At 75.7% G+C, this 22,539-nt stretch carries 22 protein-coding genes; 15 read left to right on the top strand and 7 right to left on the bottom strand.

The window, feature by feature from the left end; translation table 11 throughout:
- Positions 1-26: 26 nt before the first annotated feature.
- The 3 genes from E1O70_RS14480 to E1O70_RS14490 all read left to right on the top strand — a co-directional run bounded on the left by E1O70_RS14480 (position 27) and on the right by E1O70_RS14490 (position 4,659).
- Entirely contained in the window at positions 27-3,626 is a 3,600-nt protein-coding gene (locus E1O70_RS14480) for an Ig-like domain-containing protein (RefSeq protein WP_082774178.1), read from the top strand.
- A gap of 227 nt (positions 3,627-3,853) precedes the next feature.
- On the top strand, positions 3,854-4,189 hold the full coding sequence (locus tag E1O70_RS14485; RefSeq protein WP_228485224.1) for an STAS domain-containing protein: 336 nt from the start codon (positions 3,854-3,856) through the stop codon (positions 4,187-4,189).
- Positions 4,186-4,659: an ATP-binding protein gene (locus E1O70_RS14490; protein ID WP_061266630.1), complete on the top strand. Its 474-nt coding sequence runs from the start codon at positions 4,186-4,188 to the stop codon at positions 4,657-4,659. The genes E1O70_RS14485 and E1O70_RS14490 overlap by 4 nt, the downstream gene beginning before the upstream one ends.
- A gap of 68 nt (positions 4,660-4,727) precedes the next feature.
- Here E1O70_RS14490 and E1O70_RS14495 read toward each other — a convergent pair whose 3' ends face one another.
- Positions 4,728-7,013, bottom strand: a complete 2,286-nt coding sequence (locus E1O70_RS14495; protein ID WP_240696714.1) for a SpoIIE family protein phosphatase — start codon at positions 7,011-7,013, stop codon at positions 4,728-4,730.
- A 248-nt stretch (positions 7,014-7,261) separates the two neighbouring features.
- On the opposite strand from E1O70_RS14495, the gene E1O70_RS14500 reads away from it, so the two are divergent.
- The 3 genes from E1O70_RS14500 (at position 7,262) to E1O70_RS14510 (ending at position 9,985) form a co-directional block, all read left to right on the top strand.
- Positions 7,262-8,059 carry an ABC transporter ATP-binding protein gene (locus E1O70_RS14500; RefSeq protein WP_034656282.1) on the top strand — a complete coding sequence of 266 codons (798 nt, stop codon included), beginning with the start codon at positions 7,262-7,264 and terminating at the stop codon, positions 8,057-8,059.
- A 117-nt stretch (positions 8,060-8,176) separates the two neighbouring features.
- Complete coding sequence (locus E1O70_RS14505; protein ID WP_061266628.1) at positions 8,177-8,614, top strand: YciI family protein; 438 nt, start codon at positions 8,177-8,179, stop codon at positions 8,612-8,614.
- 33 nt (positions 8,615-8,647) lie between these two features.
- A complete protein-coding gene (locus E1O70_RS14510) occupies positions 8,648-9,985 on the top strand; it encodes an RNA polymerase sigma factor (protein ID WP_061266627.1) in 1,338 nt (445 codons plus the stop codon).
- A 63-nt stretch (positions 9,986-10,048) separates the two neighbouring features.
- On the opposite strand, the gene mgrA is transcribed toward E1O70_RS14510, so the two are convergent.
- Complete coding sequence (gene mgrA / locus E1O70_RS14515) at positions 10,049-11,098, bottom strand: L-glyceraldehyde 3-phosphate reductase (RefSeq protein WP_061266626.1); 1,050 nt, start codon at positions 11,096-11,098, stop codon at positions 10,049-10,051.
- Between the two features lie 107 nt (positions 11,099-11,205).
- Here mgrA and E1O70_RS14520 point away from each other — a divergent pair, with 107 nt between their 5' ends.
- On the top strand, positions 11,206-11,742 hold the full coding sequence (locus E1O70_RS14520) for a DUF488 domain-containing protein (RefSeq protein ID WP_034656293.1): 537 nt from the start codon (positions 11,206-11,208) through the stop codon (positions 11,740-11,742).
- A 23-nt stretch (positions 11,743-11,765) separates the two neighbouring features.
- Here the strand turns inward: E1O70_RS14520 and E1O70_RS14525 are convergent, their stop codons facing one another.
- The gene (locus E1O70_RS14525) at positions 11,766-12,791 is read right to left on the bottom strand and encodes a 3-oxoacyl-[acyl-carrier-protein] synthase III C-terminal domain-containing protein (RefSeq protein ID WP_061266668.1); all 1,026 of its coding nucleotides are present in this window, start codon (positions 12,789-12,791) and stop codon (positions 11,766-11,768) included.
- 124 nt (positions 12,792-12,915) lie between these two features.
- Here E1O70_RS14525 and E1O70_RS14530 point away from each other — a divergent pair, with 124 nt between their 5' ends.
- The 4 genes from E1O70_RS14530 to E1O70_RS14540 all read left to right on the top strand — a co-directional run bounded on the left by E1O70_RS14530 (position 12,916) and on the right by E1O70_RS14540 (position 15,336).
- Positions 12,916-13,332: a TIGR03618 family F420-dependent PPOX class oxidoreductase gene (locus E1O70_RS14530; RefSeq protein ID WP_061266625.1), complete on the top strand. Its 417-nt coding sequence runs from the start codon at positions 12,916-12,918 to the stop codon at positions 13,330-13,332.
- A gap of 144 nt (positions 13,333-13,476) precedes the next feature.
- The gene (locus E1O70_RS19935) at positions 13,477-13,647 is read left to right on the top strand and encodes a hypothetical protein (protein ID WP_157464288.1); all 171 of its coding nucleotides are present in this window, start codon (positions 13,477-13,479) and stop codon (positions 13,645-13,647) included.
- Positions 13,647-14,003 (top strand): YciI family protein, encoded by a 357-nt coding sequence (locus E1O70_RS14535; RefSeq protein WP_061266624.1) that lies wholly within the window; start codon positions 13,647-13,649, stop codon positions 14,001-14,003. The genes E1O70_RS19935 and E1O70_RS14535 overlap by 1 nt, the downstream gene beginning before the upstream one ends.
- A 1-nt stretch (position 14,004) precedes the next feature.
- Entirely contained in the window at positions 14,005-15,336 is a 1,332-nt protein-coding gene (locus E1O70_RS14540; RefSeq protein WP_061266623.1) for an RNA polymerase sigma factor, read from the top strand.
- A 41-nt stretch (positions 15,337-15,377) separates the two neighbouring features.
- On the opposite strand, the gene E1O70_RS14545 is transcribed toward E1O70_RS14540, so the two are convergent.
- Positions 15,378-16,121, bottom strand: a complete 744-nt coding sequence (locus E1O70_RS14545; protein WP_061266622.1) for a FadR/GntR family transcriptional regulator — start codon at positions 16,119-16,121, stop codon at positions 15,378-15,380.
- Between the two features lie 174 nt (positions 16,122-16,295).
- Here E1O70_RS14545 and E1O70_RS14550 point away from each other — a divergent pair, with 174 nt between their 5' ends.
- From E1O70_RS14550 to E1O70_RS14560, 3 genes are read left to right on the top strand one after another with little or no spacing between them, the layout of a single operon-like run.
- The gene (locus E1O70_RS14550; protein ID WP_061266621.1) at positions 16,296-17,090 is read left to right on the top strand and encodes a (Fe-S)-binding protein; all 795 of its coding nucleotides are present in this window, start codon (positions 16,296-16,298) and stop codon (positions 17,088-17,090) included.
- Positions 17,087-18,697 (top strand): LutB/LldF family L-lactate oxidation iron-sulfur protein, encoded by a 1,611-nt coding sequence (locus tag E1O70_RS14555; protein ID WP_174526010.1) that lies wholly within the window; start codon positions 17,087-17,089, stop codon positions 18,695-18,697. The genes E1O70_RS14550 and E1O70_RS14555 overlap by 4 nt, the downstream gene beginning before the upstream one ends.
- Complete coding sequence (locus tag E1O70_RS14560) at positions 18,694-19,359, top strand: LutC/YkgG family protein (RefSeq protein WP_061266620.1); 666 nt, start codon at positions 18,694-18,696, stop codon at positions 19,357-19,359. Before E1O70_RS14555 ends, E1O70_RS14560 begins: the two co-directional genes overlap by 4 nt.
- A gap of 64 nt (positions 19,360-19,423) precedes the next feature.
- Here the strand turns inward: E1O70_RS14560 and E1O70_RS14565 are convergent, their stop codons facing one another.
- The gene (locus E1O70_RS14565; protein ID WP_061266619.1) at positions 19,424-20,113 is read right to left on the bottom strand and encodes an NUDIX hydrolase; all 690 of its coding nucleotides are present in this window, start codon (positions 20,111-20,113) and stop codon (positions 19,424-19,426) included.
- A gap of 72 nt (positions 20,114-20,185) precedes the next feature.
- On the opposite strand from E1O70_RS14565, the gene E1O70_RS14570 reads away from it, so the two are divergent.
- Positions 20,186-20,902 carry a uridine kinase family protein gene (locus E1O70_RS14570; RefSeq protein WP_306303286.1) on the top strand — a complete coding sequence of 239 codons (717 nt, stop codon included), beginning with the start codon at positions 20,186-20,188 and terminating at the stop codon, positions 20,900-20,902.
- 3 nt (positions 20,903-20,905) lie between these two features.
- On the opposite strand, the gene E1O70_RS19940 is transcribed toward E1O70_RS14570, so the two are convergent.
- Both E1O70_RS19940 and E1O70_RS19945 read right to left on the bottom strand, forming a co-directional pair.
- Positions 20,906-21,448 (bottom strand): hypothetical protein, encoded by a 543-nt coding sequence (locus E1O70_RS19940; RefSeq protein ID WP_061266618.1) that lies wholly within the window; start codon positions 21,446-21,448, stop codon positions 20,906-20,908.
- Positions 21,449-21,604: 156 nt separating this feature from the next.
- Positions 21,605-22,477: a methyltransferase gene (locus E1O70_RS19945; RefSeq protein WP_061266617.1), complete on the bottom strand. Its 873-nt coding sequence runs from the start codon at positions 22,475-22,477 to the stop codon at positions 21,605-21,607.
- Positions 22,478-22,539: the final 62 nt, after the last annotated feature.

The raw sequence follows: 22,539 nt of genomic DNA on the forward strand, positions 1-22,539 counted from the left end.
AGCGACGCGAAGGAGGTGGCTCAGGGATGAGCCCGACCGAGACCGACACGACCACGCGGGGTGGACCACCCGGTCCTCGCCGCACGGGCCCGGGCGGTGCGGCCGCCCGCCGGACGGGGGCCCGCGTCGTCGCGGGCCTCGGTGCCGGGGCGCTCGTCGCCGGCTGCGCGCTCGCGGCCCTGCCCGCGCAGGCCTCGCCCGCGGGCGCGGTCGCCGCGACCGGCACGACGGCGGCCCCCGCCGACGTCGCGGGCGTCACCGTGACGCCCGACCCGTCGTACGCGGGCGCGCCGTTCGAGGGCTGGGGCACGAGCCTCGTGTGGTTCGCCAACGCCACGGGCGGCTACCCGGACGAGATCCGCGACCGGCTCGCGGACATGGTGTTCGGCGACGAGGGCCTCAACCTCAACATCGCGCGCTACAACGTCGGCGGCGGGAACGCTCCCGACGTGCCGGACTACCTGCGCGCCGGCGGCGCCGTCGACGGCTGGTGGAAGGCGCCCGAGGGCACGACGCGCACCGACGTGGACTGGTGGGACCCCGAGAACCCGGACCACTGGGACGAGGACGCCGACGCGACGCAGCGCTGGTGGGTCGACCGCATCAAGGACGACGTCACGCACTGGGAGACGTTCAGCAACTCCCCGCCGTGGTTCATGACCGTGAGCGGGTACGTCTCGGGCGGGTTCAGCTCGACCGCGGACCAGCTCAAGACGGACAGCATCGACGACTTCGCGGCCTACCTGGTCGGCGTGACCGAGCGCCTCGAGGACGCGCACGGCATCGAGGTCGACACGATCGACCCGTTCAACGAGCCCAACACCAACTACTGGGGCACGCAGCTCGGCGCCGACGGCAACCCCACCGGCGGCCGCCAGGAGGGCGCCCACATGGGCCCCGCGCTCCAGGCGAAGGTCGTCCCGGCGCTCGCCGCGGCGCTCGAGGGCTCCTCGACCGACGCCGTGGTCTCGGCGATGGACGAGACCAACCCCGGCACGTTCGCGACCAACTGGAACGCGTACCCGCAGGCGGTCCGCGACCAGGTGTCGCAGCTCAACGTCCACACCTACGGCACGGGCCAGCGCACGACGGTCCGCGACATCGCCAAGGGCGAGGACAAGCCGCTGTGGATGAGCGAGGTCGGCGGGAACTGGAGCTCGACGGGCCAGGACTTCGAGACCATGGAGTCCGGCCTCGGCAGCGCGCAGCACATCGTCGACGACCTGCGCGAGCTCGAGCCGAGCGCGTGGGTGTTCTGGCAGCCGGTCGAGGACTACGCCAACATGGCGCCCGGCGGCGAGAGCGCGAACGGCATGAACTGGGGCGAGATCCAGATCCCGTTCGACTGCACCGCCGAGGACACGCTCGAGACGTGCCCGATCTACACGAACACGAAGTACTGGGCGACCCAGAACTTCACGCACTACATCGAGCCGGGCGACTCGCTGATCCGCTCGGACGACGCCAGCAGCACGGCCGCGGTGTCGGCCGACGGCACGTCCGCGACGGTCGTGCACGTCAACGCCACGAAGGCCGAGCGCGCCGTGACGCTCGACCTGTCGAAGTTCGGTGCGGTCGGGTCCGATGCGACCGTCACCCCCGTGGTCACGAGCACGGCCGGCTACCTCGTCGAGGGCGAGCCGGTGGCCGTCGAGACGGGTGCGGACGGTCCGAGCGCGACGCTCGTCGTGCCGGCCGAGTCCGTGACGACGTTCGTCGTCGACGGCGTCTCCGGCGTCGCGGACGACGCCGCGCTCGTGCAGGGCGGGCACGCCTACCGTCTCGACGGCGTGCAGGCGGACCGCTCTCTCGCGCCGTCGGCGTCGGGCACGGGCGTCGTGATCCGCACCGACGCGCCGGTCGCGGAGCAGGCGTGGGAGCTCACGGCGCTCGGCGCGCCCGAGGGCTCCGGCACGCACCGCACGCGCTACGCCGTGACGAACGCGGCGACGGGCCGCCAGCTCGCCGTCGCGGCCGACACGTCCGCCGTCCTCCAGGACGCGCCCGCCGACGTCGGGGACACCCCGCTCGCCGCGCAGTGGATCCTCTCGACGACCGGCGACGGCACCTTCACGCTCGTCAACGCGTCCTCGAAGACCCTCCTCGAGGTCGGCGGCCAGGCGACGGCGGACGGCTCGCCGGTGGGCACGTACCTCGCGAACTCCGGCGTGAACCAGCGCTGGCGCGTGGTCGACGAGACGGTCCTCGGCACCGAGCCCGTCCAGGCGTTCACGACGCCGGGCACCGCGCCCGAGCTCCCCGCGACCGTCACGCCCGTCTACCGCGACGGGGCGCGCGGCGCGCTCCCCGTGACGTGGGACGTGTCGGACGACGACGCGTGGGCCGAGCCCGGCACCGTCGAGGTGACGGGCACCGTGGCCACGCCGACCGGCGGCGAGGTCGCCGCGACGGCGACCGTCGTCGTCGACGAGCTCACGTCCACGCTCCCCGCGCGCGCCAAGGCGTACGCGGGCGGCACCCCGGCCCTGCCCGCGACCGTCACGGCGGTCGCCGCGGGCGGCGCGGAGGTGCAGCGCCCGGTGGTCTGGGACGACGCCCCCGCGGGCGCGTACGACGCCGTCGGGGTCGTCGAGCTCACCGGCACGGCCGACGCCGGGGCGGGCGACACGCTCCCGGCCACCGTCCGCGTCCAGGTGACCGAGGCGGCGTCCGCCAACGGCGCGCTCGCCGCGGGCACGACCGCGAGCGCGACGTTCACGGAGCCGGGCTACGCCGTCGGCGGCGTCGTGAACGGCAACCTCACCGACAAGGCGTGGTCGAACTGGGTGTCGGGCACCAAGCGGACGTCCGACACGCTCACCGTCACGCTCCCCGCCGACCGGGACGTCACGGGCGTCGTGACGCGGTTCTGGAAGGACGGGTCCAGCGCGAGCTGGGCGCAGTCCGTCCGGCTCCAGGCCCTCGTGGGCGGCACGTGGACCGACGTCGGCGCGCCCGTCACGGTGGACGCCTCGCCCGACGGCCCCGCGCCGGCGGTCGAGATCCCCGCGGACGTGCGGACGTCGTCCGTGCGCGTCGTCCTCACGGCCCGGGCGAACACCCACCTGGTGGTCTCCGAGATCGAGGTGCTCGCCAAGGTGCCCGGTACTGGGACCGACGCCGCGGCGTCGGGCATCACCGTGGCCGGCGAGCCCCTCGCCGGGTTCGACCCGGCCGTCACGGCGTACGACGTGCCCGTCGCGGGCGGGGTGCCCGCCGTCGAGGCGGTCGCGCACGACCCCTGGGCGACGGTCGCGGTCGAGGCCGCCGACGCCGTCCCCGGCACGACGACGGTGCGCGTGACGGCCGAGGACGGCACGGAGCGGGAGTACGCCCTGCGCTGGACGGCCGACGCCGGCGCGGCGCCGGTGACGGTCACCGCCGAGACGCGGTGCCTGGCCGGCAAGGTGTACGTCGCGGTCCGCGCCACGAACGACGGCGACGCGCCGCTCGACGTGACCCTCGCGACGCCGTACGGGACGCGCACGGTCGCCGCGGTGGCGCCGGGCGCGAGCGCCTACCAGTCGTTCGCGTCGCGCGCGGCGTCCGTCCCGGGCGGGACGGCCGTCGTGACGGTCGACGGGTTCGCACCGCTCGAGGTCGCGTTCGACGCGCGCTCCTGCTGAGCCGTCCGGCCGCACGGCGGGCCGGGACGGCGTCCTCCGCGACGCCGTCCCGGCCCGCCGTGCGGCCCTCGTCGTGGCTCCCTCGCGCCGCCCTCCGCGGCGCGGGAGAGGCACGTCACCCGATGATCGCGGCCACGCCGCGACACTGCCTCGCGTGCGTCGGCGGAGCCGCGTACCGTATCCCGGGTGCCCGGTACAGTGCCGGGACCGAGGAGGAGCCCACCACCGTGACCCCCACCACGAGCGGAGACGTCCTGACGACGGCCGGCGGCACGCGCTGGACCATGCGCGGCGAGATCGACGCCGCGGTCCAGGCCCGGCGCGAGGACGAGCTGCTGCGGCTCGCGCAGTCGGCCGACGGGCGCATCCACATCGACCTCGGCGCGGTCACCTTCATGGACTCGGGCGGCCTGCGCCTGCTCTACCACGCCGCCACGGCCGGCTCGGGGGCACCCGTGCTGGAGCGCGTCCCGCGCCGCGTCCGCGACCTGCTCGAGCTCAGCGGCGTCGCCGAGCTGTTCGAGCTCACCGACGACGCCGGACCTGCCGAGGACGAGGCGTGACCTTCGCCCACGCGGCGGTACCGCCCGGCTTCGTCGAGATCGGCGCCTGGCCGCTGCGCACGCTGGCGGACCTCGCCACCCTGCGGGAGGGCCTGCACCGCATGCTCACCGGCGCCCCGCTGCCCGCGGACCGCGCGCTCGAGGCCACGCCCGAGCGCGTCGTCCTCGTCGCGAGCGAGCTCGCGACGAACGCGCTGCGGCACGGCCTCCCCCCGACGCAGGTACGCCTGCTCAGCGACGGGCGCGAGCTCGTCATCGACGTCGTGGACCACTCGCCGGACGTCCCCGTCATCGCGGGCCGGCGCTCGCCGGGCGCGGGCGGGTTCGGCCTCGTGCTCGCGCAGCGCGCCTCGACGGCCGTCGGCTGGTTCCGCGCCGGCACCGGCGAGAAGCACGTCTGGGCGCGCTTCGACGTCCCCGTCTTCCGTGGCGGGGCCGGCGTGCGCAGCGCGCTCCTCCCGATCGGCTGACACCCCGGCCGCACCGCTTCCCCGCCGCGACGCTCGATCCCCCGCACGCTCGCGTCCCGGCGCGCGCCTCAGGCGTCGCGCCGCACCAGGAGCAGGGTCGCGTCGTCCGCGGAGCGCGGGTCGCGCGCGGCGGCCACGACGCCGTCGACGTCGACCGTCCCCGGCTCCGCCGCGAAGAACGCCGCGAGCCGCCGCAGGCCGTCGAGGATCGACTCCTCGCGCCGCTCCACGAGCCCGTCGCTGTACAGCACGAGCGCGCCGCCGGGCGGCACCTGGACGTGCTGCGCGGGCGGCACGCGGTCCACGAGGCCGAGCGGCGGCACGATCGCGCTCTCCGTCCAGCTCGTGGTCCCGTCGGGCGCGACGACGAGCAGCGGCGGGTGCCCCAGGGACACGTGCTCGACGACGCCGGTCACCGGGTCCAGCACCGCGACGGCGATCGTCGCGACCTCGCCCGGGAGCGTCCAGCGCGCGACCTCCCCCAGCAGCGTCACCGCCTCGACCGCGGAGCCCGTGCTCACGAGCGCGGCCCGCAGCGTCGTCCCGAGCTGGCCCATCGTCGCCGCGGCCTGGAGCCCGTGGCCCGTCACGTCGCCCACGACGAGCGCGAGGCGCCCGGACGGCAGCACGAGCGCGTCGTACCAGTCGCCGCCCACGAGACCCGTGCCAGCCGACTCGTAGCGCGACTGCAGCGTCCACCCCGGGACGTCGGGCAGGAGCGCGGGCAGGAGGCTCCGCTGGAGCTCCTCCGTCGCCCGCACCGCCTTGCGGCCGCGCAGGTAGAGGGCCTCGACGAGGTGGCCACGCAGCGACGTCGCGACGTCCGTCTGGTCCGACGTCCAGGGCACGCTGTGCCCGCGCACGACCTCGCGCCACCGCTCGAACGACTTGCGCGGGCTGAGCCGCACCGAGTCGTCCTCGCCGCGCGCGATCTCCTTGTTGTACGGGTCGCCGCCCCAGTCCACGTGCCGCAGGACCTCGTCGCGCACCCACAGCACGACCTGGCCCTCGGGCAGCACGATCCCGAGGACGCCCGCGACGTCGGGCACGAGCGCCGCGACGTCGGGCGCGTCCCGGTGCAGGGCGTCGGACATGACCAGGTCCTCGCCGTGCCCGAGGACCCACGCGACGAGCGCGCGGCACCCGTCCTCGTCGGGCACGTTGCCGACCGCGATGAGGCCGCCCTCCGCGACGACGACCGCGCCGTCGGCCCGCACGAGGCGGCGCAGCCACCCCGAGCGCGTCAGGGCGATGCCGATGGGGACGCTCTCGTCGCGGCTGTCCGCGGCCAGGTGGGCGAGGACGCCCTCCGCGCGCCGCACCTCGGTCTCGCGCTCGTCCTCCGCCTGGGAGACGAGCCGGACGGAGAGCGCGGACCCGAGGAACTCCGCGGCGGTGCGGACCTCGAAGGGCGGCTCGTGCGGGCCGGAGTAGTGGTGGCACGCGACGAGCCCCCACAGCCGGCCGTCGCGCAGGAGCGAGATCGACATCGACGCCCGCACGCCCATGTTGCGCAGGTACTCGAGGTGGATCGGCGAGACGCTGCGCAGCGTCGAGTACGTGAGGTCGAGCGGCGCGCCCGTCGTGGGGAGCAGCGTCGGGACGATCGGCTGGGGCGCGTAGTCCACGTCCGCGATGAGCCGGATCCAGTTCTTCTCGTACAGCGCGCGCGCCTGCGGCGGGATGTCCGACGCCGGGTAGTGCAGCCCGAGGAACGCGTTGAGGTCGTCCCGGCGCGCCTCGGCCACGACCTCCCCGTTGTAGGCCGCGTCGAAGCGGTAGATCATCACGCGGTCGAAGCCCGTGAGCTCGCGCACGTGCCGGGCCGCGTCGTCGTACAGCTCGTCGAGCGTCGCGGCGCGCTCGAGGTCGCGCAACGCCTGCCGGACGGCGAGGTAGGTGTTGGGGAACGTCAGCGGGCGCGCGCCCGACGCGGTCTCGATCTCCACGACGAGCACCGGCTCGGAGCCCGGGCCCTCCTCCGGCAGCGGGGGCCGGTGGAGCACGGCGTCGACGTCGAGCGGCCTGCCGTCCCAGCGGTCGAGGTGCAGGGTCACGGGGTTGCGCGACGCAAGATCGGTCCCGTTCGCCGCGTGCGCGAGCAGATCGCGCGCGGGCTCCTCGCCGAGCACGTCGGCGAGCGGCCGGCCCGCGAGCTCCTCCGCGGGGACGCCGAGGTGCCGTTCCACGTTCGCCGACGCCTGGAGCAGCACGCCGTCCGCCTCGCGGACCACCAGCAGGACCCCGCGCGGCTGGATCATGCCGGGGACGTGGATGGGTTCGCGGGCACAGTTGTCGAGGTCCACCGCCTCGCCGGGCGCGAGGAGCTCCGGCTCGTCGACCGTCCTGGTCACGATCCTCCGTCCGGGCATCACGTCCCGCGGACGGTTGCCGTACTACGGTCGGCGGACCACCTTGGCTCGAGGATCCGGAGACGCGTGCCTCAGGCTACCGCGCCCCACCGACCGTTCGTGCGCCGCGTCCGTGGAGGTCGGCGGGCGAGCCCCGTGAGCGACGCCACGGAACTCCGCGGTAGCGTCGTTCGTCGGACGAGCGGGAGCCCGGACCGCCCGCCCGGACCCCGACGACCAGAAGGTGACCCATGAGCACGACGACGACCCCCCTCCTGCGCGCCAGCGGCCTCGCGGCCGGTTACGGAGGCCCCGACGTCGTGCACGGCATCGACCTCGACGTGACGCCCGGCACCGCGCCGGTCGGGATCGTCGGGGAGTCGGGCGCCGGGAAGTCGACGATCGTGCGCGCGCTCGTCGGCCTCGTGCGCCCCACGGCGGGGCACGTCACCTACGCCGAGCGGACGGTGGGCAAGCTCTCCCGCCGGGACAAGAAGCAGTTCACGGCCGACGTCCGCCGCGTCTCCCAGGACGGCCTCGCCGGCATCGGCATCGACCCCCGCTGGACGGTGGACCGCACGCTGTCCGCGGCGCTCAAGGACGCGCGGCGTGCCGGCCGCCCGAGCGGACGCTCCGTCGAGGACCTGCTCGGCGACGTCGCGCTCGAGCCCCGCTACGCGCCGCGGACCGTGCAGTCGCTCTCGGGCGGCGAGAAGCAGCGAGTCGCGCTCGCCGTCGCGCTCGCGACGCGCCCCCGGGCGCTCCTCCTCGACGAGCCGCTCACCGCCGTCGACCCCGCGATGCGCGGCGACGTCGTGCGCCGCCTCGCCGACGCGACGACCGCCCTCGGCACCGCCGTGCTGCTGGTCTCGCACGACCTCGAGCTCGTCGAGCGGATGTGCCCCACCGTGCACGTGCTCGCCGACGGGACGTTCGTCGCGTCGGGGTCGCTGCGCGACGTGTTCGCGGGCACCGCCCCGGGCGCCGACCACCCGGCCGTCCGCGGACTCGCCGAGGCCGCCCCGCTCGCCGTCCAGCGCTTCCGCTGACGTCCGGGAGAACTCGTCGGCGGGCCGTGTCGAAAACCGGGGTGCGCCGTCCGACGTCCTGGTGAACCCGTCTCCACGACACTACGGTCGAGGAGGCACTCACCGAGGAGGAACGTCATGCGAGTCGTGGTCATGATCCAGGGCAGCGGGGCCGATGAGGACAAGATCGCCCCGACGCAGGAGATGCTCGCGCAGATGGGCGAGTACAACGAGCAGCTCGTCCAGGCCGGCATCATGCTCGACGGGCAGGGCCTGCAGCCGACGTCCCGGGGCGCGCGGGTCGTGTTCCGCGGCGGCGAGACCTCGGTCGTCGACGGGCCGTTCACCGAGTCCAAGGAGATCGTCGCCGGGTACTGGATCTGGCAGGTCTCCTCGCTCGAGGAGGCGGTCGAGTGGGCGCGGAAGTGCCCGAGCGACCCGAGCGCGGGCCTCGAGGAGGTGCTCGAGATCCGCCCGATCTTCGAGGCCGAGGACTTCGGCGCCGAGTACACGCCCGAGCAGCGCGAGAAGGACGAGCGCCTCGCCGAGCAGATCCGCGCGCAGCACGGCGCCTGACGCCGGACGCGCACGACGAGGCCGGGCCCGGGCATGACCGACGTCTCCCGCACCGTCGAGGCCGTGTGGCGCATCGAGTCGCCGCGGCTCGTGGCCGGTCTCGCCCGCACGCTGCGCGACGTCGGCCTCGCCGAGGAGGTCGCGCAGGAGGCGTTCGTCGCGGCGCTCGAGCAGTGGCCCGCGCGGGGCGTGCCGGACAACCCCGGCGCGTGGCTCACGACCGTCGCGCGCCGTCGGGCCGTCGACCTGGTCCGCCGCGAGCGCACGCGCGACGAGAAGTACGCGCGGCTCGCGGCGGAGCTCGCCGTGCCCGGCGGGAGGGGAGGCCCGACGGCGCACCCCGCCGACGGCCGCGCCGTCCTCGTCGGGTCCGTCCCGGCTCCCGACGCGGTCGTCGAGGACCCGGTGGGCGACGACCTGCTCGCGCTCGTCCTCGTCGCGTGCCACCCCGTGCTGCCGCGCGAGTCCCGCGTGGCGCTCACGCTGCGCCTCGTCGGAGGCCTCAGCACCGACGAGATCGCGCGCGCCTTCCTCGTGCCGTCCGCGACCGTCGGGCAGCGCATCTCCCGGGCGAAGCGGACTCTCGCCGAGGCGAACGTCCCGTTCGCGGTTCCCCAGGCCGACGAGCTCGCCGCGCGCGTTCCGGCCGCGCTGGAGGTCGTGTATCTCGTCTTCACCGAGGGCTACGCCGCGACGTCGGGCGACACGTGGGTGCGGCGCGAGCTCGCCGACGACGCGATGCGCCTCGGGCGTGTGCTCGCCGGGCTTCTCCCGGCCGAGCCCGAGGTGCACGGGCTCGTCGCGCTCATGGAGCTCCAGGCGTCCCGGTTCGCCGCGCGCACCGGGACGGACGGCGAGCCGGTGCTCCTCGAGCACCAGGACCGCTCGCGCTGGGACCGGCTCCTCGTGCGCCACGGGCTCGCCGCCCTCGACCGCGCGCTCGCGCTCGGCACGCAGACTGGCAGGGCGCTCGGCCCCTACTCGCTCCAGGCCGCGATCGCGGCGTGCCACGCGCGTGCCCGGACCTGGGCGGAGACCGACTGGGACGCGATCGTCGCGCTCTACGACGCGCTGGCGTCCGTCGCGCCCTCGCCGGTCGTCGAGCTCAACCGCGCCGTGGCCGTCGGGTTCGCGGACGGCCCCGCGGCCGCGCTCTTGGTGCTCGACGGCGTTGCGGACGACCCGCGGCTCGCGCGCCACCACCTCTACGGGGCCGTGCGCGGCGACCTGCTCACCCGTCTGGGTCGGCACGCCGAGGCGGCTGACGTGCTCGAGCGCGCCGCGGCCCTCGCCCCGACCCGCCACGAGCGCCGGCTCCTGCTCGAGCGCGCCGCCGCCGCGTCGTCGTCCGCGGACGCGCACCCCGCCTGACCCGACCACCTGCGAGGTAGAGCCCTGGTAGCGACCAGGGCTCTACCTCGCGCGACCAGGGCTCTACCTCGCGAGGACGGACTCGATGGTGGCCGTCTCCTCCGGGGTGAGCGGGGGTGCCGAGAGGGCCGCGACGTTGTTCTCGAGCTGGCGGACGCTGCTCGCCCCGACGAGGGCGGAGGTGACGCGGTCGTCGCGCAGCACCCAGGAGAGGGCGAGCTGCGCGAGGGTCTGGCCGCGGGCACCCGCGATCTCGTTGAGCGCCCGGGCGCGCTCCAGGTACGTCTCGTCGAGGTTCTTCTCCGACAGGAACGGCGAGTCCGGGCGGGCCGCGCGCGACCCCTCGGGCGCCGACCCGGAGAGGTACCGGTCCGTGAGCAGACCCTGCTGCAGCGGCGAGAACACGATGGTGCCGACGCCGAGGTCGCCCACGACGTCGAGCAGTGACTCGGTCTGCACGCCGTCGTACGCGTCCTCGTGCGCCGGGTCCTCGACGTGGCGGTTGAGCATCGAGTAGCTCGGCTGGTGGATGAGCAGCGGGGTGCCGAGGTCGGCCAGGATCGCCGCGGCCTCGCGCGTGCGCGCCGGCGAGTAGTTGGACACGCCCACGTAGAGCGCCTTGCCCTGCTGGACGGCGTCGTGCAGCGCGCGCATGGACTCCTCGAGCGGCGTGCTCGGGTCCGGCCGGTGGTGGTAGAAGACGTCGACGTAGTCGAGACCCATCCGGCGGAGCGACTGGTCGAGCGAGGAGAGCAGGTACTTGCGCGAGCCGCCGTCGCCGTAGGGGCCGGGCCACATGTCGTAGCCGGCCTTCGACGAGATGACGAGCTCGTCGCGGTACGCACCGAGGTCCTGCGCGAGGTGCCGGCCGAAGTTCTCCTCCGCCGAGCCGTAGGGCGGGCCGTAGTTGTTCGCCAGGTCGAAGTGCGTGATCCCGAGGTCGAACGCGCGGCGCAGCACCGCGCGCTGCGTCTCGAACGGGTTCACGTCACCGAAGTTGTGCCACAGACCGAGCGAGATCGCGGGCAGGTCGAGGCCGCTGCGCCCCGTCCGCCGGTAGGTCATGGTGTCGTAGCGGGCGTCGGCGGCGAGGTAGCGCGGGGCGAGAGGCATGGGCCCATTCTGGCGTGCGCCGGCCGCGACGCCCAGCCCGGTCCACGACCGCGCCGCCCGGGCCCGGTCCCCGTGCCGGCGACGGGGCGCCTTCCTAGAGTGGCCGGGTGAGCGTCGTGTACACGGTGGGGCACTCCACGCGTCCGGTCGAGGAGCTCCTCGCGCTCCTCCGGGCGAACGGCATCCGCCGCCTGGTCGACGTCCGGACCGTCCCGCGGTCGCGGCACAACCCCCAGTTCGGCCAGGACGCGCTCGCGCCCGTCCTGCGGTCCCACGGGATCACGTACCGCTGGGTGCGCGCGCTCGGCGGCCTGCGGCACGCCCGTCCCGACAGCCCGAACGGCGCGTGGCGCAACCTGTCGTTCCGCGGGTACGCGGACCACATGCAGACGCCGGAGTTCGGCGCCGCGGTCGACGACCTCGTGCGGCGCAGCGCCCACGACGACCTCGTGCTCATGTGCGCGGAGGCCGTCCCGTGGCGCTGCCACCGGTCGCTCGTCGGGGACGCGCTCGTCGTCCGCGGCGTCGAGGTGCGCGACATCGTCTCCGACGCCGCGCCACGGCCCCACACCCTGACGTCCTTCGCCCGCGTCGAGGGCACGCGCGTCTGGTACCCGCCGGAGCCGGACCACACGGCGGGCTGACGCAGCGGGCTCGTCGTCCCGCGTCAGCGGGTCGGGGTCTCCACGACCTGGCCCGCCCACGCGAACCCGCCGCCGAAGCCGAAGAGCAGGGCCGGGACGCCCGCGGGGATCTTGCCCGCGTGCCACCACTTGGACAGCCCGAGCGGGATGGACGCCGCGGACGTGTTGCCGGACTCGACGATGTCCGTGACGACGACCTTCGACTCCATCCCGAGCGCCTTCGCGAGCGGCTCGATGATGCGCAGGTTGGCCTGGTGCGCGACGAGCACCTCGATGTCGTCGAGCGAGACGCCGGAGCGCTCCACGACGGTGCGCGCACGCTCGGCGGCGCGCGTGATGGCCCACTTGAAGACGGCGCGGCCGTCCTGGGCGAACTTCTCCTGGGGCGCCTCGATGAGCACGGCCGGGGTGAGGTCAGGCTCGGAGCCCCAGGTCACCGGGCCGACGCCGGGCTCGTCCGTCGCGCGCAGCACGGCCGCGCCCGCGCCGTCCGCGGTGAGGATGCACGTGCTGCGGTCGGTCCAGTCGGTGAACGCGGTGAGCTTCTCCGCGCCGACCACGACGGCCGTGCGCGCCGAGCCGCCGCGGATCGCCTGGTCGGCGAGGCCGACGGAGTGGGCGAAGCCGGAGCACGCGACGTTCACGTCGAGCACCGCCGGCCCGACGACGCCCCGCAGGTCGAGCTCGGACGCCTCCTCGGGCGTCGACTGCCCGGGCATGACGCCGGTGCGCAGGTGGTACGCGACGCGGCCCGCCGTGTTGGGCGAGCGGTCCGTCGCGGTCGCCGTGGCGACGACGACGAGGTCGACCTCGGCCGGGTCGACGCCCGCGTCGTCGAGCGCGTGGCGTGCCGCCGCGGTCGCCATGTCGGCGACGGTCGTGTCGTCGTCCGCGACGTGCCGCGTGACGATGCCCGTCCGCGAGCGGATCCACTCGTCGTTGGTCTCGACGAGCTGCGCGATGTCGTCGTTCGTCAGCGTCTTCTCGGGCTGGAAGTGACCGAGGCCGACGATGCGCGACCCGGCCGCGCCGGTGGCGGGAGTGAGCATGAGGACGATCATGTCACGCGGCCGCTCGTCGTCAGAACGCTCCGGGCGGGGCTCCGGGAGGTCGTGCGCCACACCCGTGACGTACCGTCGGGAGGTCCGCCGTCGTGCCACCGAAGGAGCCGTCGTGTCCCGTCCGCCGCTGCCCTCCCGTCTTGTCGAGATGCTCCGCCGCCCGAACGCCGCCGTCATGGCGACGGTGCGCTCCGACGGCGCGCCCGTCACCGCCGCGACCTGGTACGTCTGGGAGGACGACGGCCGCGTGCTCGTCAACCTCGACGAGTCCCGCGTGCGGCTCAAGCACCTGCGCAACGACCCCCGGGTCTCGCTCACCGTGCTCGACGAGAACTGGTACACGCACGTGACGCTCATCGGTCGCGTCGTCGAGCTGCGCGCCGACGAGGGCCTGGCCGACATCGACCGCATCTCGCGCCACTACACCGGCCACGAGTACGCGAACCGCACCGACCCGCGCGTCAGCGCCTGGGTCGAGGTCGAGCGCTGGTACGGCTGGGGCGAGGCGAAGGCCGGCGACGACGCGTAGCGCCGTCGGCCGCCCGCCGTCCGTCCCCGAGGCCGCACTGCGACGCCCCGCGAGGGACGGTCGCGAGAAAGGTGTCGATCTCGGCGACCGGGCTTCGTCGTCCTCCCGTACGGCCGCCCGGGCCGTGCGGGAGGAGGAGGCACGATGACGACGTTCCTGGAGACGATCCTCGCGGCGGACCGCGAGCACCCGCCGGACCGTGCGCGGTACCGTGACGGGCGCAGCGTCGGGGACGGGACGTCCGTCGCCGACGGGGCGCTCTCCGGGCCGACGGCGCTCCGCCGGCCCGCGGCGACGAGGGCGGAGGACCTCTGATGCGCTACCTCATGCTCGTGCTCGGCACCCCGGACGACCCGGGGCTGCGCCCCGAGGAGGCCGAGGCCGCGGCCCCGATCGAGGAGTGGGTGGGGCGGCACTACGGCAGCGGCGCCGCGGTGGTCGGCGACCGGCTGCGCCCCCCGGAGGACGCCGTGGGCGTGCGGGTCCGGGGCGGCAAGGTGCTGGTCACGGACGGGCCGTTCTCCGAGACGAAGGAGTCGATCGCGGGCTTCGACGTCCTCGAGGCACCCGACCTGGACACCGCGATCGCCATCGCGTCCGAGCACCCCATGGCGTACGGCGGCGCGATCGAGCTGCACCCCGCGTGGCCGCTGGACCTCGACGGGTCCTGACCTGCCGGCCGCGACGGACCCCGTCGAGGACGCGTTCCGCACCGAGTGGGGACGCGTCCTCGGCGCCGTCGCGCGCAGCACGGGCGACCTCGACCTGGCCGAGGAGTCCGCGCAGGAGGCGTTCGCCGCGGCGCTGCGGACGTGGGGCCGCGACGGCGTGCCCGAGCGTCCCGGCGCGTGGCTGACGACGACCGCGCGCCGCCACGCGATCGACGTCCTGCGCCGTCGTCGGGTCGAGGCGGAGCGGGTCGCGGCCGCGGGCCGCCTGGGCGAGCGCGTCGATCCGGGTCCCCGGGGCGGGGGCCGAGCCGCGGACCCGGTGCTCGACCAGGTCGCGCGCGGCCTCGACGACGACGCCTGGGACGCCGACGACCCGGACGGCGACCTCGTGCGCCTGCTCTTCACGTGCTGCCACCCGGCGCTGCCCGCCGAGGCGCGGGTCGCGCTCACCCTCCGGTCGCTGACCGGCATGACGACCGCCCAGGTCGCGCGCGCGTTCCTCGTCCCCGAGGCGACGATGGCGCAGCGCCTGGTCCGGGCCAAGCGTCGCATCCGCGCGACCGGCATGACCTTCCGCGTGCCGCCGTCCGCGCTGCGGGCCGAGCGCGTCGAGGGCGTCCTCGCGGTGCTGTACGTCCTGTTCACCGAGGGGTACGACGCCTGGGCGGAGCCCGCCGACGCCGTCGAGGGCTCGGCCGAGCGGCGCGCGCTCGCCGACGTCGCCGTCCGGCTCGCGCGGCTCACCGCTCGCCTGCTCGACGACGAGCCCGAGGCCCGCGGGCTGCTCGCCCTGCTGCTGCTCCAGCACGCGCGCCGCGACGAGCGCGTGGGCCCCGACGGCGTCACGCGGACCCTGGCCGAGCAGGACCGCGCGCGCTGGCGGCACGACGAGATCGCCGAGGGGCTGGCCGCGCTGGACGCGGCGCTCGCCGTCGGGCGGCCCGGGCCGTACCAGGTGCAGGCCGCCGTCGCGGCGCTCCACGACGAGGCGACCGACGCGGCCGCGACCGACTGGCCGCAGATCCTCGGTCTCTACGACGTGCTGCTCGACCTCACCGGCTCGCCCGTCGTCGCGCTCAACCGCGCGGTCGCGGTCGCGGAGGTGCACGGCGCGGACGCGGGGCTGGCCGCTGTCGACGCCGTCGCGGACGAGCAGGCGCTCGCGGGCTACCACCTGCTGCCCGCCGTCCGCGCCGAGCTGCTCGTCCGGGCCGGACGGCCCGCGGACTCCGCCGTCGACCTGCGCCGCGCGCTGGAGCTCGTCGACCGCGAGGGCGACCGCCGGCTCCTGGAGCGCCGCCTGTCCGACCTGCCCCGCGCCAGATCGACCTAGCCGTCGCGAGACCCTCGCGGGACGCGCGCGCGACGGTCCGCTCAGAGGCCCGTCTCGGCGTAGAAGCCCTCGATGTGGGCGCGGACCTCGCGCGCCGCGCGCTCGCCGTCACCGTCGACCACCGCTCCCAGGACGGCGCGGTGCTCGGCGCGCAGGCGCACCGCGGTCCGCTCCCAGGACGGCAGCCCCGCGCTGCCCGCCGCGACGTACGACTCGATCGCGCCGCGCAGCCCGGTCATGACGGCCTCGACGAGCGGGTTGCCCGCGAGCCGGACGAGCAGCACGTGGAACGACGCGTCCAGCTCACGGAACTCCTCGGCCGCGAGCGCCGGGTCGTCCATGCGGTCGAGCAGCGCGCGCGCCGCGGCGAGCACCCCGGCGACCTCCGGCGTGCCGGTTCCCGGCTCGACCCTCCGCTCACCGGCGTCCCGTCCGGCGACGACCCACTCGGCCGCCGCGCGGACGGCCCAGGTCTCGAGCAGCACGCGCGTCTCGACGACGTCGCGCACCGCGAGCGTCCCGGACGCGACGTGCAGGCGCACGGCCGCGCCCAGCCCGGCGGCGGGCCGGTCGACGACGGTGGCGCCGGCGTCGGGCCCGGAGCCCACGGCGGTGCGCACGATGCCCATGGCCTCGAGCACGCGGAGCGCCTCGCGCACCGAGGGCCGCGAGACGCCGAGCTCCTCGGCGAGCGCGCGCTCGGCCGGGAGGCGCTCACCGAGCGCCCAGCGGCCCGCGGCGAGGTCCGCCTCGATGCGGGCGAGGACGCGTTCGTGGGTGCGCACCCGCTCAGGGTAGGCGACCCCGGCACGCTGCGGTCAGACCACGCCGCCCTCGTGGTCTACAGTGGACGGCCTGTGGTCAGACCACAGCCGCGGCGCCTCACCGCGGCGGTCTCGGCAGGCGGCACCGACGCGGCCCGGCGAGACTGGACCCGACTCGCCTCCCCCGGAGCCCTGATGCGCATAGCCCTCACCGCGACCTGCATCGGCGACGTGATGTTCCCCCAGGCACCGCGCGCCACCGCCCTCCTCCTCGAGCGCCTCGGCCACGAGGTGTTCTTCCCCGAGCGCCAGGCCTGCTGCGGCCAGATGCACGTCAACACGGGGTATCTCGACGAGGCGGTCCCCGTGGTGCGCAACCACGTCGAGGCGTTCTCCCCCGTGCTCGACGGCGAGTGGGACGCGATCGTCGTCCCGTCCGGGTCGTGCACCGGGTCCGTGCGCCACCAGCAGGGCATGGTCTGCCGGCGCGCCGGACTCGACGACCTCGCGCGCACCGCCGACGCCGTCGCCGCGAAGACGTACGAGCTGTCCGAGCTGCTCGTCGACGTGCTCGGCGTGACCGACGTCGGCGCCTACTTCCCCCACCGGGTCACCTACCACCCGACGTGCCACTCGTTGCGCATGCTCCACGTCGGCGACAAGCCGCTGCGCCTCCTGCGCGCGGTCGAGGGCATCGACCTCGTCGAGCTGCCCGCCGCGGAGGAGTGCTGCGGGTTCGGCGGCACCTTCGCGCTGAAGAACGCCGAGACGTCGACGGCGATGCTCGCCGACAAGATGACGCACGTGAAGTCGACGGGCGCCGAGGTCCTCACCGCGGGCGACGCGTCGTGCCTCATGCACATCGGCGGCGGGCTGTCGCGCATCCGCGCGGGCGTCCGCACGCTGCACCTCGCGGAGATCCTCGCGTCCACGAAGGACACGCCCGCCCCCGCCGGGGTCGGCCCGTCGACGCGCGGGGGTGCCCGGTGAGCCGCACGTTCCTCGGCCTGCCCGTCCGGCGCGGCGCACGCACCCTGCCCGACGACGTCGCCCACCCGGGCGGGCACGGCACCTCGGCGGGTGCGGGGGCGGCGTCGGACGCGTTCGGCGACGTGCCGCACCCGGACGCCCCGCTGCGCTGGGGCGGGTCGTTCCCCGACGCGGCGCGTGAGGCGCTCCAGAACACGCAGCTGCGGCGCAACCTCGCGCACGCGACGTCGACCATCCGCGCCAAGCGCGCCGCCGTCGTCGGCGAGGTGCCGGACTGGGAGGCGCTGCGCGACGCGGGCTCCGCGATCAAGACCGACGTCATGGCGCGCCTGCCCGAGCTCCTCGAGGAGCTGGAGCGCAACGTCGTGGCGCGCGGCGGCGTCGTGCACTGGGCGCGCGACGCGGACGAGGCCAACCGGATCGTCGCGGACCTCGTCAAGGCGAAGGGGGTCGACGAGGTCGTCAAGGTGAAGTCCATGGCGACGCAGGAGACCGGGCTCAACGAGGCGCTCGCCGCCGAGGGGATCGCGGCGTACGAGACGGACCTCGCGGAGCTCATCGTGCAGCTCGCCGACGACATGCCGTCGCACATCCTCGTGCCCGCGATCCACCGCAACCGCGCGGAGATCCGCGAGATCTTCCTCGCCCGCATGGGCGACGCCCCGCCGGACCTGTCGGACGTCCCGCGCGAGCTCGCGATGGCCGCGCGCGCCCACCTGCGCCGCAAGTTCCTCTCGGCGAAGGTCGCGATCAGCGGCGCGAACTTCGGCGTCGCGGACACGGGGACGCTGACCGTCGTCGAGTCCGAGGGCAACGGCCGCATGTGCCTCACGCTCCCCGAGACCCTCATCACGGTCATGGGGATCGAGAAGGTCGTGCCCACGTACACCGACCTGGAGGTGTTCCTCCAGCTCCTGCCGCGGTCGTCCACGGGCGAGCGCATGAACCCCTACACGTCCCTGTGGACGGGCGTCACGCCCGGCGACGGCCCGCAGGAGTTCCACCTCGTGCTGCTCGACAACGGGCGGACCGACGTCCTCGCCGACGAGGTCGGGCGGGCCGCGCTGCACTGCATCCGCTGCTCCGCGTGCCTCAACGTGTGCCCGGTGTACGAGCGGGTGGGCGGCCACGCGTACGGGTCGGTGTACCCCGGCCCGATCGGCGCGATCCTCACGCCGCAGCTCACGAAGTCCTCCGGCGGCCTCTCCGGCCACCACGACCCCAACGCGTCGCTCCCCTACGCCTCGACGCTGTGCGGCGCGTGCTACGAGGTGTGCCCCGTGAAGATCGACATCCCGTCGATCCTCGTCGAGCTCCGGGCGCGCGAGGTCGACGCCGACCGCGGCCGCCCCACGGGGTGGGGCGCCGCGATGAAGGCGGCCTCGTTCGTCATGTCCGACGCGCGCCGGTTCGAGCTCGCGGAGAAGGCGGCGGGGGTCGGGCGCCTGGTCGCCGGTCCGAAGGGCCGGATCTCGACCCTCCCCCCGCCCGCGTCCGGGTGGACCCGCTCGCGCGACCTCCCGGCGCCCGCGAAGCAGACCTTCCGCGACTGGTGGCGCGACCGCCCGGCCGACGAGCCCCGCACCGAGGGAGGTGAGGACCGGTGAGCGCGCGCGACGACGTCCTCGCCCGCGTGCGCACCGCGCTCGGCCGGTCGACGGCGGCGGGCGGCCCCGCGGCGTCGGGCAGCGTGCCGCGCGCCTATCGCGAGCACGGCGAGCTCGCCCCGGGCTCGCCCGAGGTCGTGGACGTGCTCGTCGACCGGCTCGTCGACTACCGGGCGCACGTGCACCGCGCCGAGACGTCGGCGGACGTGGCCACGGTCGTCGGCGACCTGCTCGCCGACGCGACGTCCGTCGTCGTGCCGGCCGGTCTCGACGAGGCGTGGCTCGCGGGCCTGGGCGCCGGGACCGCCGTCGTGCGGGACGCGCGCGACGACCCGCGCACGCCCGACGAGCTCGACCGCACGGACGCCGTCGTCACCGCGGCGCGCGTCGCGGTGGGCGACACCGGGACGATCGTGCTCGACGGCGAGCCCGACCAGGGCCGCCGGGCGATCACGCTCGTGCCCGACCTGCACGTGTGCGTCGTGCGCACGGACCAGGTGGTGCAGACCGTGCCCGAGGCCGTGCGCCTGCTCGCCGCGCACCCCGGGCGCCCGCAGACCTGGATCAGCGGCCCGAGCGCGACGAGCGACATCGAGCTCTCCCGCGTCGAGGGCGTGCACGGCCCTCGCACCCTCCACGTCGTCCTCGCCCCACCGAGGTAGAGGCCCGGTCCGCCGAGGTAGAGCCCTGGTCGTGACCAGGGCTCTACCTCGCGCGACCGGGGCTCTACCCCGCGGGGAGTCCTGCCCGACGACGGTGGCGCACCTCCGCGAGGACCGTCGCCAGGCGGACGGGGAAGTCGTCGGGCGTGCCGGGCGGCAGCGCGTCCACCGGGAACCACGCGACGTCCTCGCTCTCGTCGCTGACGACCGTGCGCGCGTCCGGGTCCGCGAACGCGACGAACCCGACGTCCCAGTGCGTCCGGCAGGTGCCGAACGCCGCGGCCAGGTCGTGCCGGTGCACGTCCACCGGGGCGGACGGCGCGGCACCGGCCCCGACCACGGACTCCGCACCCGGCTCGGGGTCCGCGTCGAGCGGGACGCCCGGCTCGGGGTCCGGGTCGAACGGGACGAGGTCCTCGATGCCGCTCTCCTCGCGCGCCTCGCGGTAGGCCGCACCGGCGAGCGTCGTGTCCTCCGGCTCGGTGTGGCCGCCCACCTGGACCCAGAACCGGCCCTTGCGGTGGAAGCACAACAGCACGCGGTCGAGACCGGTACTGAGCACGAAGCAGCTCGCCGTGAGGTGCTGCGGACCGCCGTCGCGCCGCACCGCCTCGGCGCGCGGGCCGGCGTCGCCGCGGACGAACGCGCGGTACTCCGCCGCGAGCGCCTCCTGACGGGGATCCACGGGCTCCCAGCGGTCGAGGCGGTCGAGGGCGTCGCGGGCGAGCAGGGCGGCGGGGTCCGGAGGGGTCACCGGGGAAGGCTACGCGCCGCACCCGACGCCCCGCCTCGGGGCTCGCGCCGGACGCTGCGACAATGGTGTCCCGTGAGCGACCCTCAGCACGATGTCGACGGCGGCCCCACCGACGCCGCCACCCGGACCGACCCGGTGCCGACCGGACCCGCCGGGGACCCGGCGCTGTTCGACCTCCCGCCCGGGTCGCGCGAGGTCCCGACGCGGATCGTGCTGCTCACCGGGGCGTCGGGCTCGGGCAAGACGTCGCTCACCCGCCGGCTCGGGCTCCCGGTCGTCGCGCTCGACGACTTCTACCTCGACCACGACCACCCCGACCTGCCGCAGCGGTTCGGCATCGTGGACTGGGACGACCCCCGCTCGTGGGACGCCGAGGGCGCGGTCGCGGCGCTCGTCGACCTCGCGCGCACGCGCCACGCCGACGTGCCGGTCTACGACATCCCGACGTCGCGCCGCACCGGCACGACCCACGTCGACGTCACGGGCTCGCGCGTCGTCCTGGCGGAGGGCATCTTCGCGGCGGAGATCGTCGCGGCCTGTCGCGCGCAGGACGTGCTGGCCGACGCGATCTGCCTCTACCGACCGCGCCTCGTGACGTTCTGGTTCCGCCTCCTGCGCGACCTCGCCGAGATGCGCAAGCCGCCGCTCACCCTGTTCCGGCGCGGGTGGGCGCTGCTGCGCGCCGAGCCCGCGCTCGTGCGGCACTGGGAGTCGCTCGGCTGCCGCGCGCTCACGCCCGCGCAGGCCGAGAAGGAGATCCGCGCACTGCTGCGGCCCGCCTCGGCGTAGGCGTCACCCCGGCGGGGCGGCGACCTCGATCGTCGCGACCGACGGTCCGCCGCACTCCGAGTCGGCACCGTCCGCGCTCTCCCACGTCGGGTCGATCTCGCGCTCGACGACGACGTCGCCCGAGGTGACCTCGACGACACGGACGACGACCGTGCCGACCGGACCGTTCAGCGCGGACCCGGTCCACTCGCCGACGGACGGCGCGTCCTGCGCCTCTCCGCTCGGCTCGGGCGAGGTCTCGACGGCCTGGGGCGGGACCGGGTCGACCGGATCGACCGGGATCGTCGTGGGGGCCGGCTCCGGGCCGGGCCGGAGCGTACCGTCGCGCACGAGCGCGCAGGGGTCGACGCCGACGCAGGCCACCGTGACGCCGTACGCGTCGCGGTCCGGCCAGGAGTCGTCGAGCCGGACCTCCAGGCGAGCCGAGTACCCGACCGCCGGGCACGCGGTGACCAGACCTCCCGGACCGCTGCACGCCGGGAGCACGGCGACGAGCAGCGCACCGGCCAGGCCGTGCGCGCGCCGTCGCGCTCGTGCGGTGCTCACCGACGTCCCCTCTCGCGGGCCCGCCCGCCCGTCGGGCCCTCGTCCACTCTGTGTCACGGACGGCCCGCGCCTTGCACCACGGCGCACGTCCCCCCTCGACGAGCCTGCCGAGACGTGAGAAGTGGCCCCTGACCCGCGCGTCGCGGGGGCCACTTCTCACGTCTCGGCGGGGAGCGTCCCGACGACGATCGTCGCGCCAATGTCGTCGTCCCGGACGACGCGCGCGACCAGCCCGGCGCGGCCGAGCACCGCGACGGCGCCCGCTGCCTGACGCTCGCCGGACTCGGTGAGCAGGTGCCCGCCGGGGGCGAGCCAGGCGGGCGCCTCGGCCGCGACGCGGCGCAGCACGTCCAGCCCGTCGCCGCCGCCGTCGAGGGCGACGTGCGCTTCGTGGTCGCGCGCCTCGCGCGGCAGCAGCGGGATCTCGCCCGACGGCACGTACGGCACGTTGGCGAGGAGGAGGTCGACCCGCCCGCGCAGACCGGCGGGCAGAGGGTCGAAGAGGTCGCCCGCGGACGCGGTCCCGCCGACGGCCGCGACGTTCCGCGCCGCGCACGCGACCGCGGCCGGGTCCACGTCGCTCGCGTGCAGCGCGACGGTCTCGTCGCCGCCGAGGCCCACCGCGGTCGCGAGCCCCAGTGCCCCGGCGCCGCAGCACAGGTCGACGACGACCGTCCGGCCGTCCGGGCCACCCTCCGGACGACCGCCGGGGCCGCTGCCCGGGCCGCCGTCGGACAGCCACGCCGGGCGCCTGGCCCGCCGCCCGAGCGCGACCGCCTCGTCGACGAGCAGCGTGGTGCGCTGGCGCGGCACGAACACCCCGGGGTCGACGGCGACCCGCAGCCGGTGGAAGTCGACGTACCCGAGGACGTGCTCGAGCGGCTCGCCCGCGACCCGGCGCGCGACGAGCTCCTCGAGGTGCGCGGCGTCGTCGGCCCGCTCGGCGAGGAGCGCGGCCTCGTCCTCCGCGAAGACGCACCCGGCGGCACGCAGGCGGGCGGTGAGGTCGTCGAGCCGGCTCTGGTCCACGCTCCGGACGGTACTCCGGGTATCGCCGCCCGGGGACCGCCGACCGATCCCGGCGACCGATC

The organism is Cellulosimicrobium funkei, assembly GCF_004519295.1.
In the GTDB taxonomy this organism is placed as follows: domain Bacteria; phylum Actinomycetota; class Actinomycetes; order Actinomycetales; family Cellulomonadaceae; genus Cellulosimicrobium; species Cellulosimicrobium funkei.

Bases quoted from the DNA above. Each gene is read 5' to 3' on its own strand.
- E1O70_RS14480 (WP_082774178.1), top strand. From the start codon at position 27: ATGAGCCCGACCGAGACCGACACGACCACGCGGGGTGGACCACCCGGT.
- E1O70_RS14500 (WP_034656282.1), top strand. From the start codon at position 7,262: ATGAGCACGACGACGACCCCCCTCCTGCGCGCCAGCGGCCTCGCGGCC.
- E1O70_RS14505 (WP_061266628.1), top strand. From the start codon at position 8,177: ATGCGAGTCGTGGTCATGATCCAGGGCAGCGGGGCCGATGAGGACAAG.
- E1O70_RS14510 (WP_061266627.1), top strand. From the start codon at position 8,648: ATGACCGACGTCTCCCGCACCGTCGAGGCCGTGTGGCGCATCGAGTCG.
- mgrA (WP_061266626.1), bottom strand. From the start codon at position 11,098: ATGCCTCTCGCCCCGCGCTACCTCGCCGCCGACGCCCGCTACGACACC.
- E1O70_RS14525 (WP_061266668.1), bottom strand. From the start codon at position 12,791: ATGCTCACTCCCGCCACCGGCGCGGCCGGGTCGCGCATCGTCGGCCTC.
- E1O70_RS19935 (WP_157464288.1), top strand. From the start codon at position 13,477: ATGACGACGTTCCTGGAGACGATCCTCGCGGCGGACCGCGAGCACCCG.
- E1O70_RS14535 (WP_061266624.1), top strand. From the start codon at position 13,647: ATGCGCTACCTCATGCTCGTGCTCGGCACCCCGGACGACCCGGGGCTG.
- E1O70_RS14550 (WP_061266621.1), top strand. From the start codon at position 16,296: ATGCGCATAGCCCTCACCGCGACCTGCATCGGCGACGTGATGTTCCCC.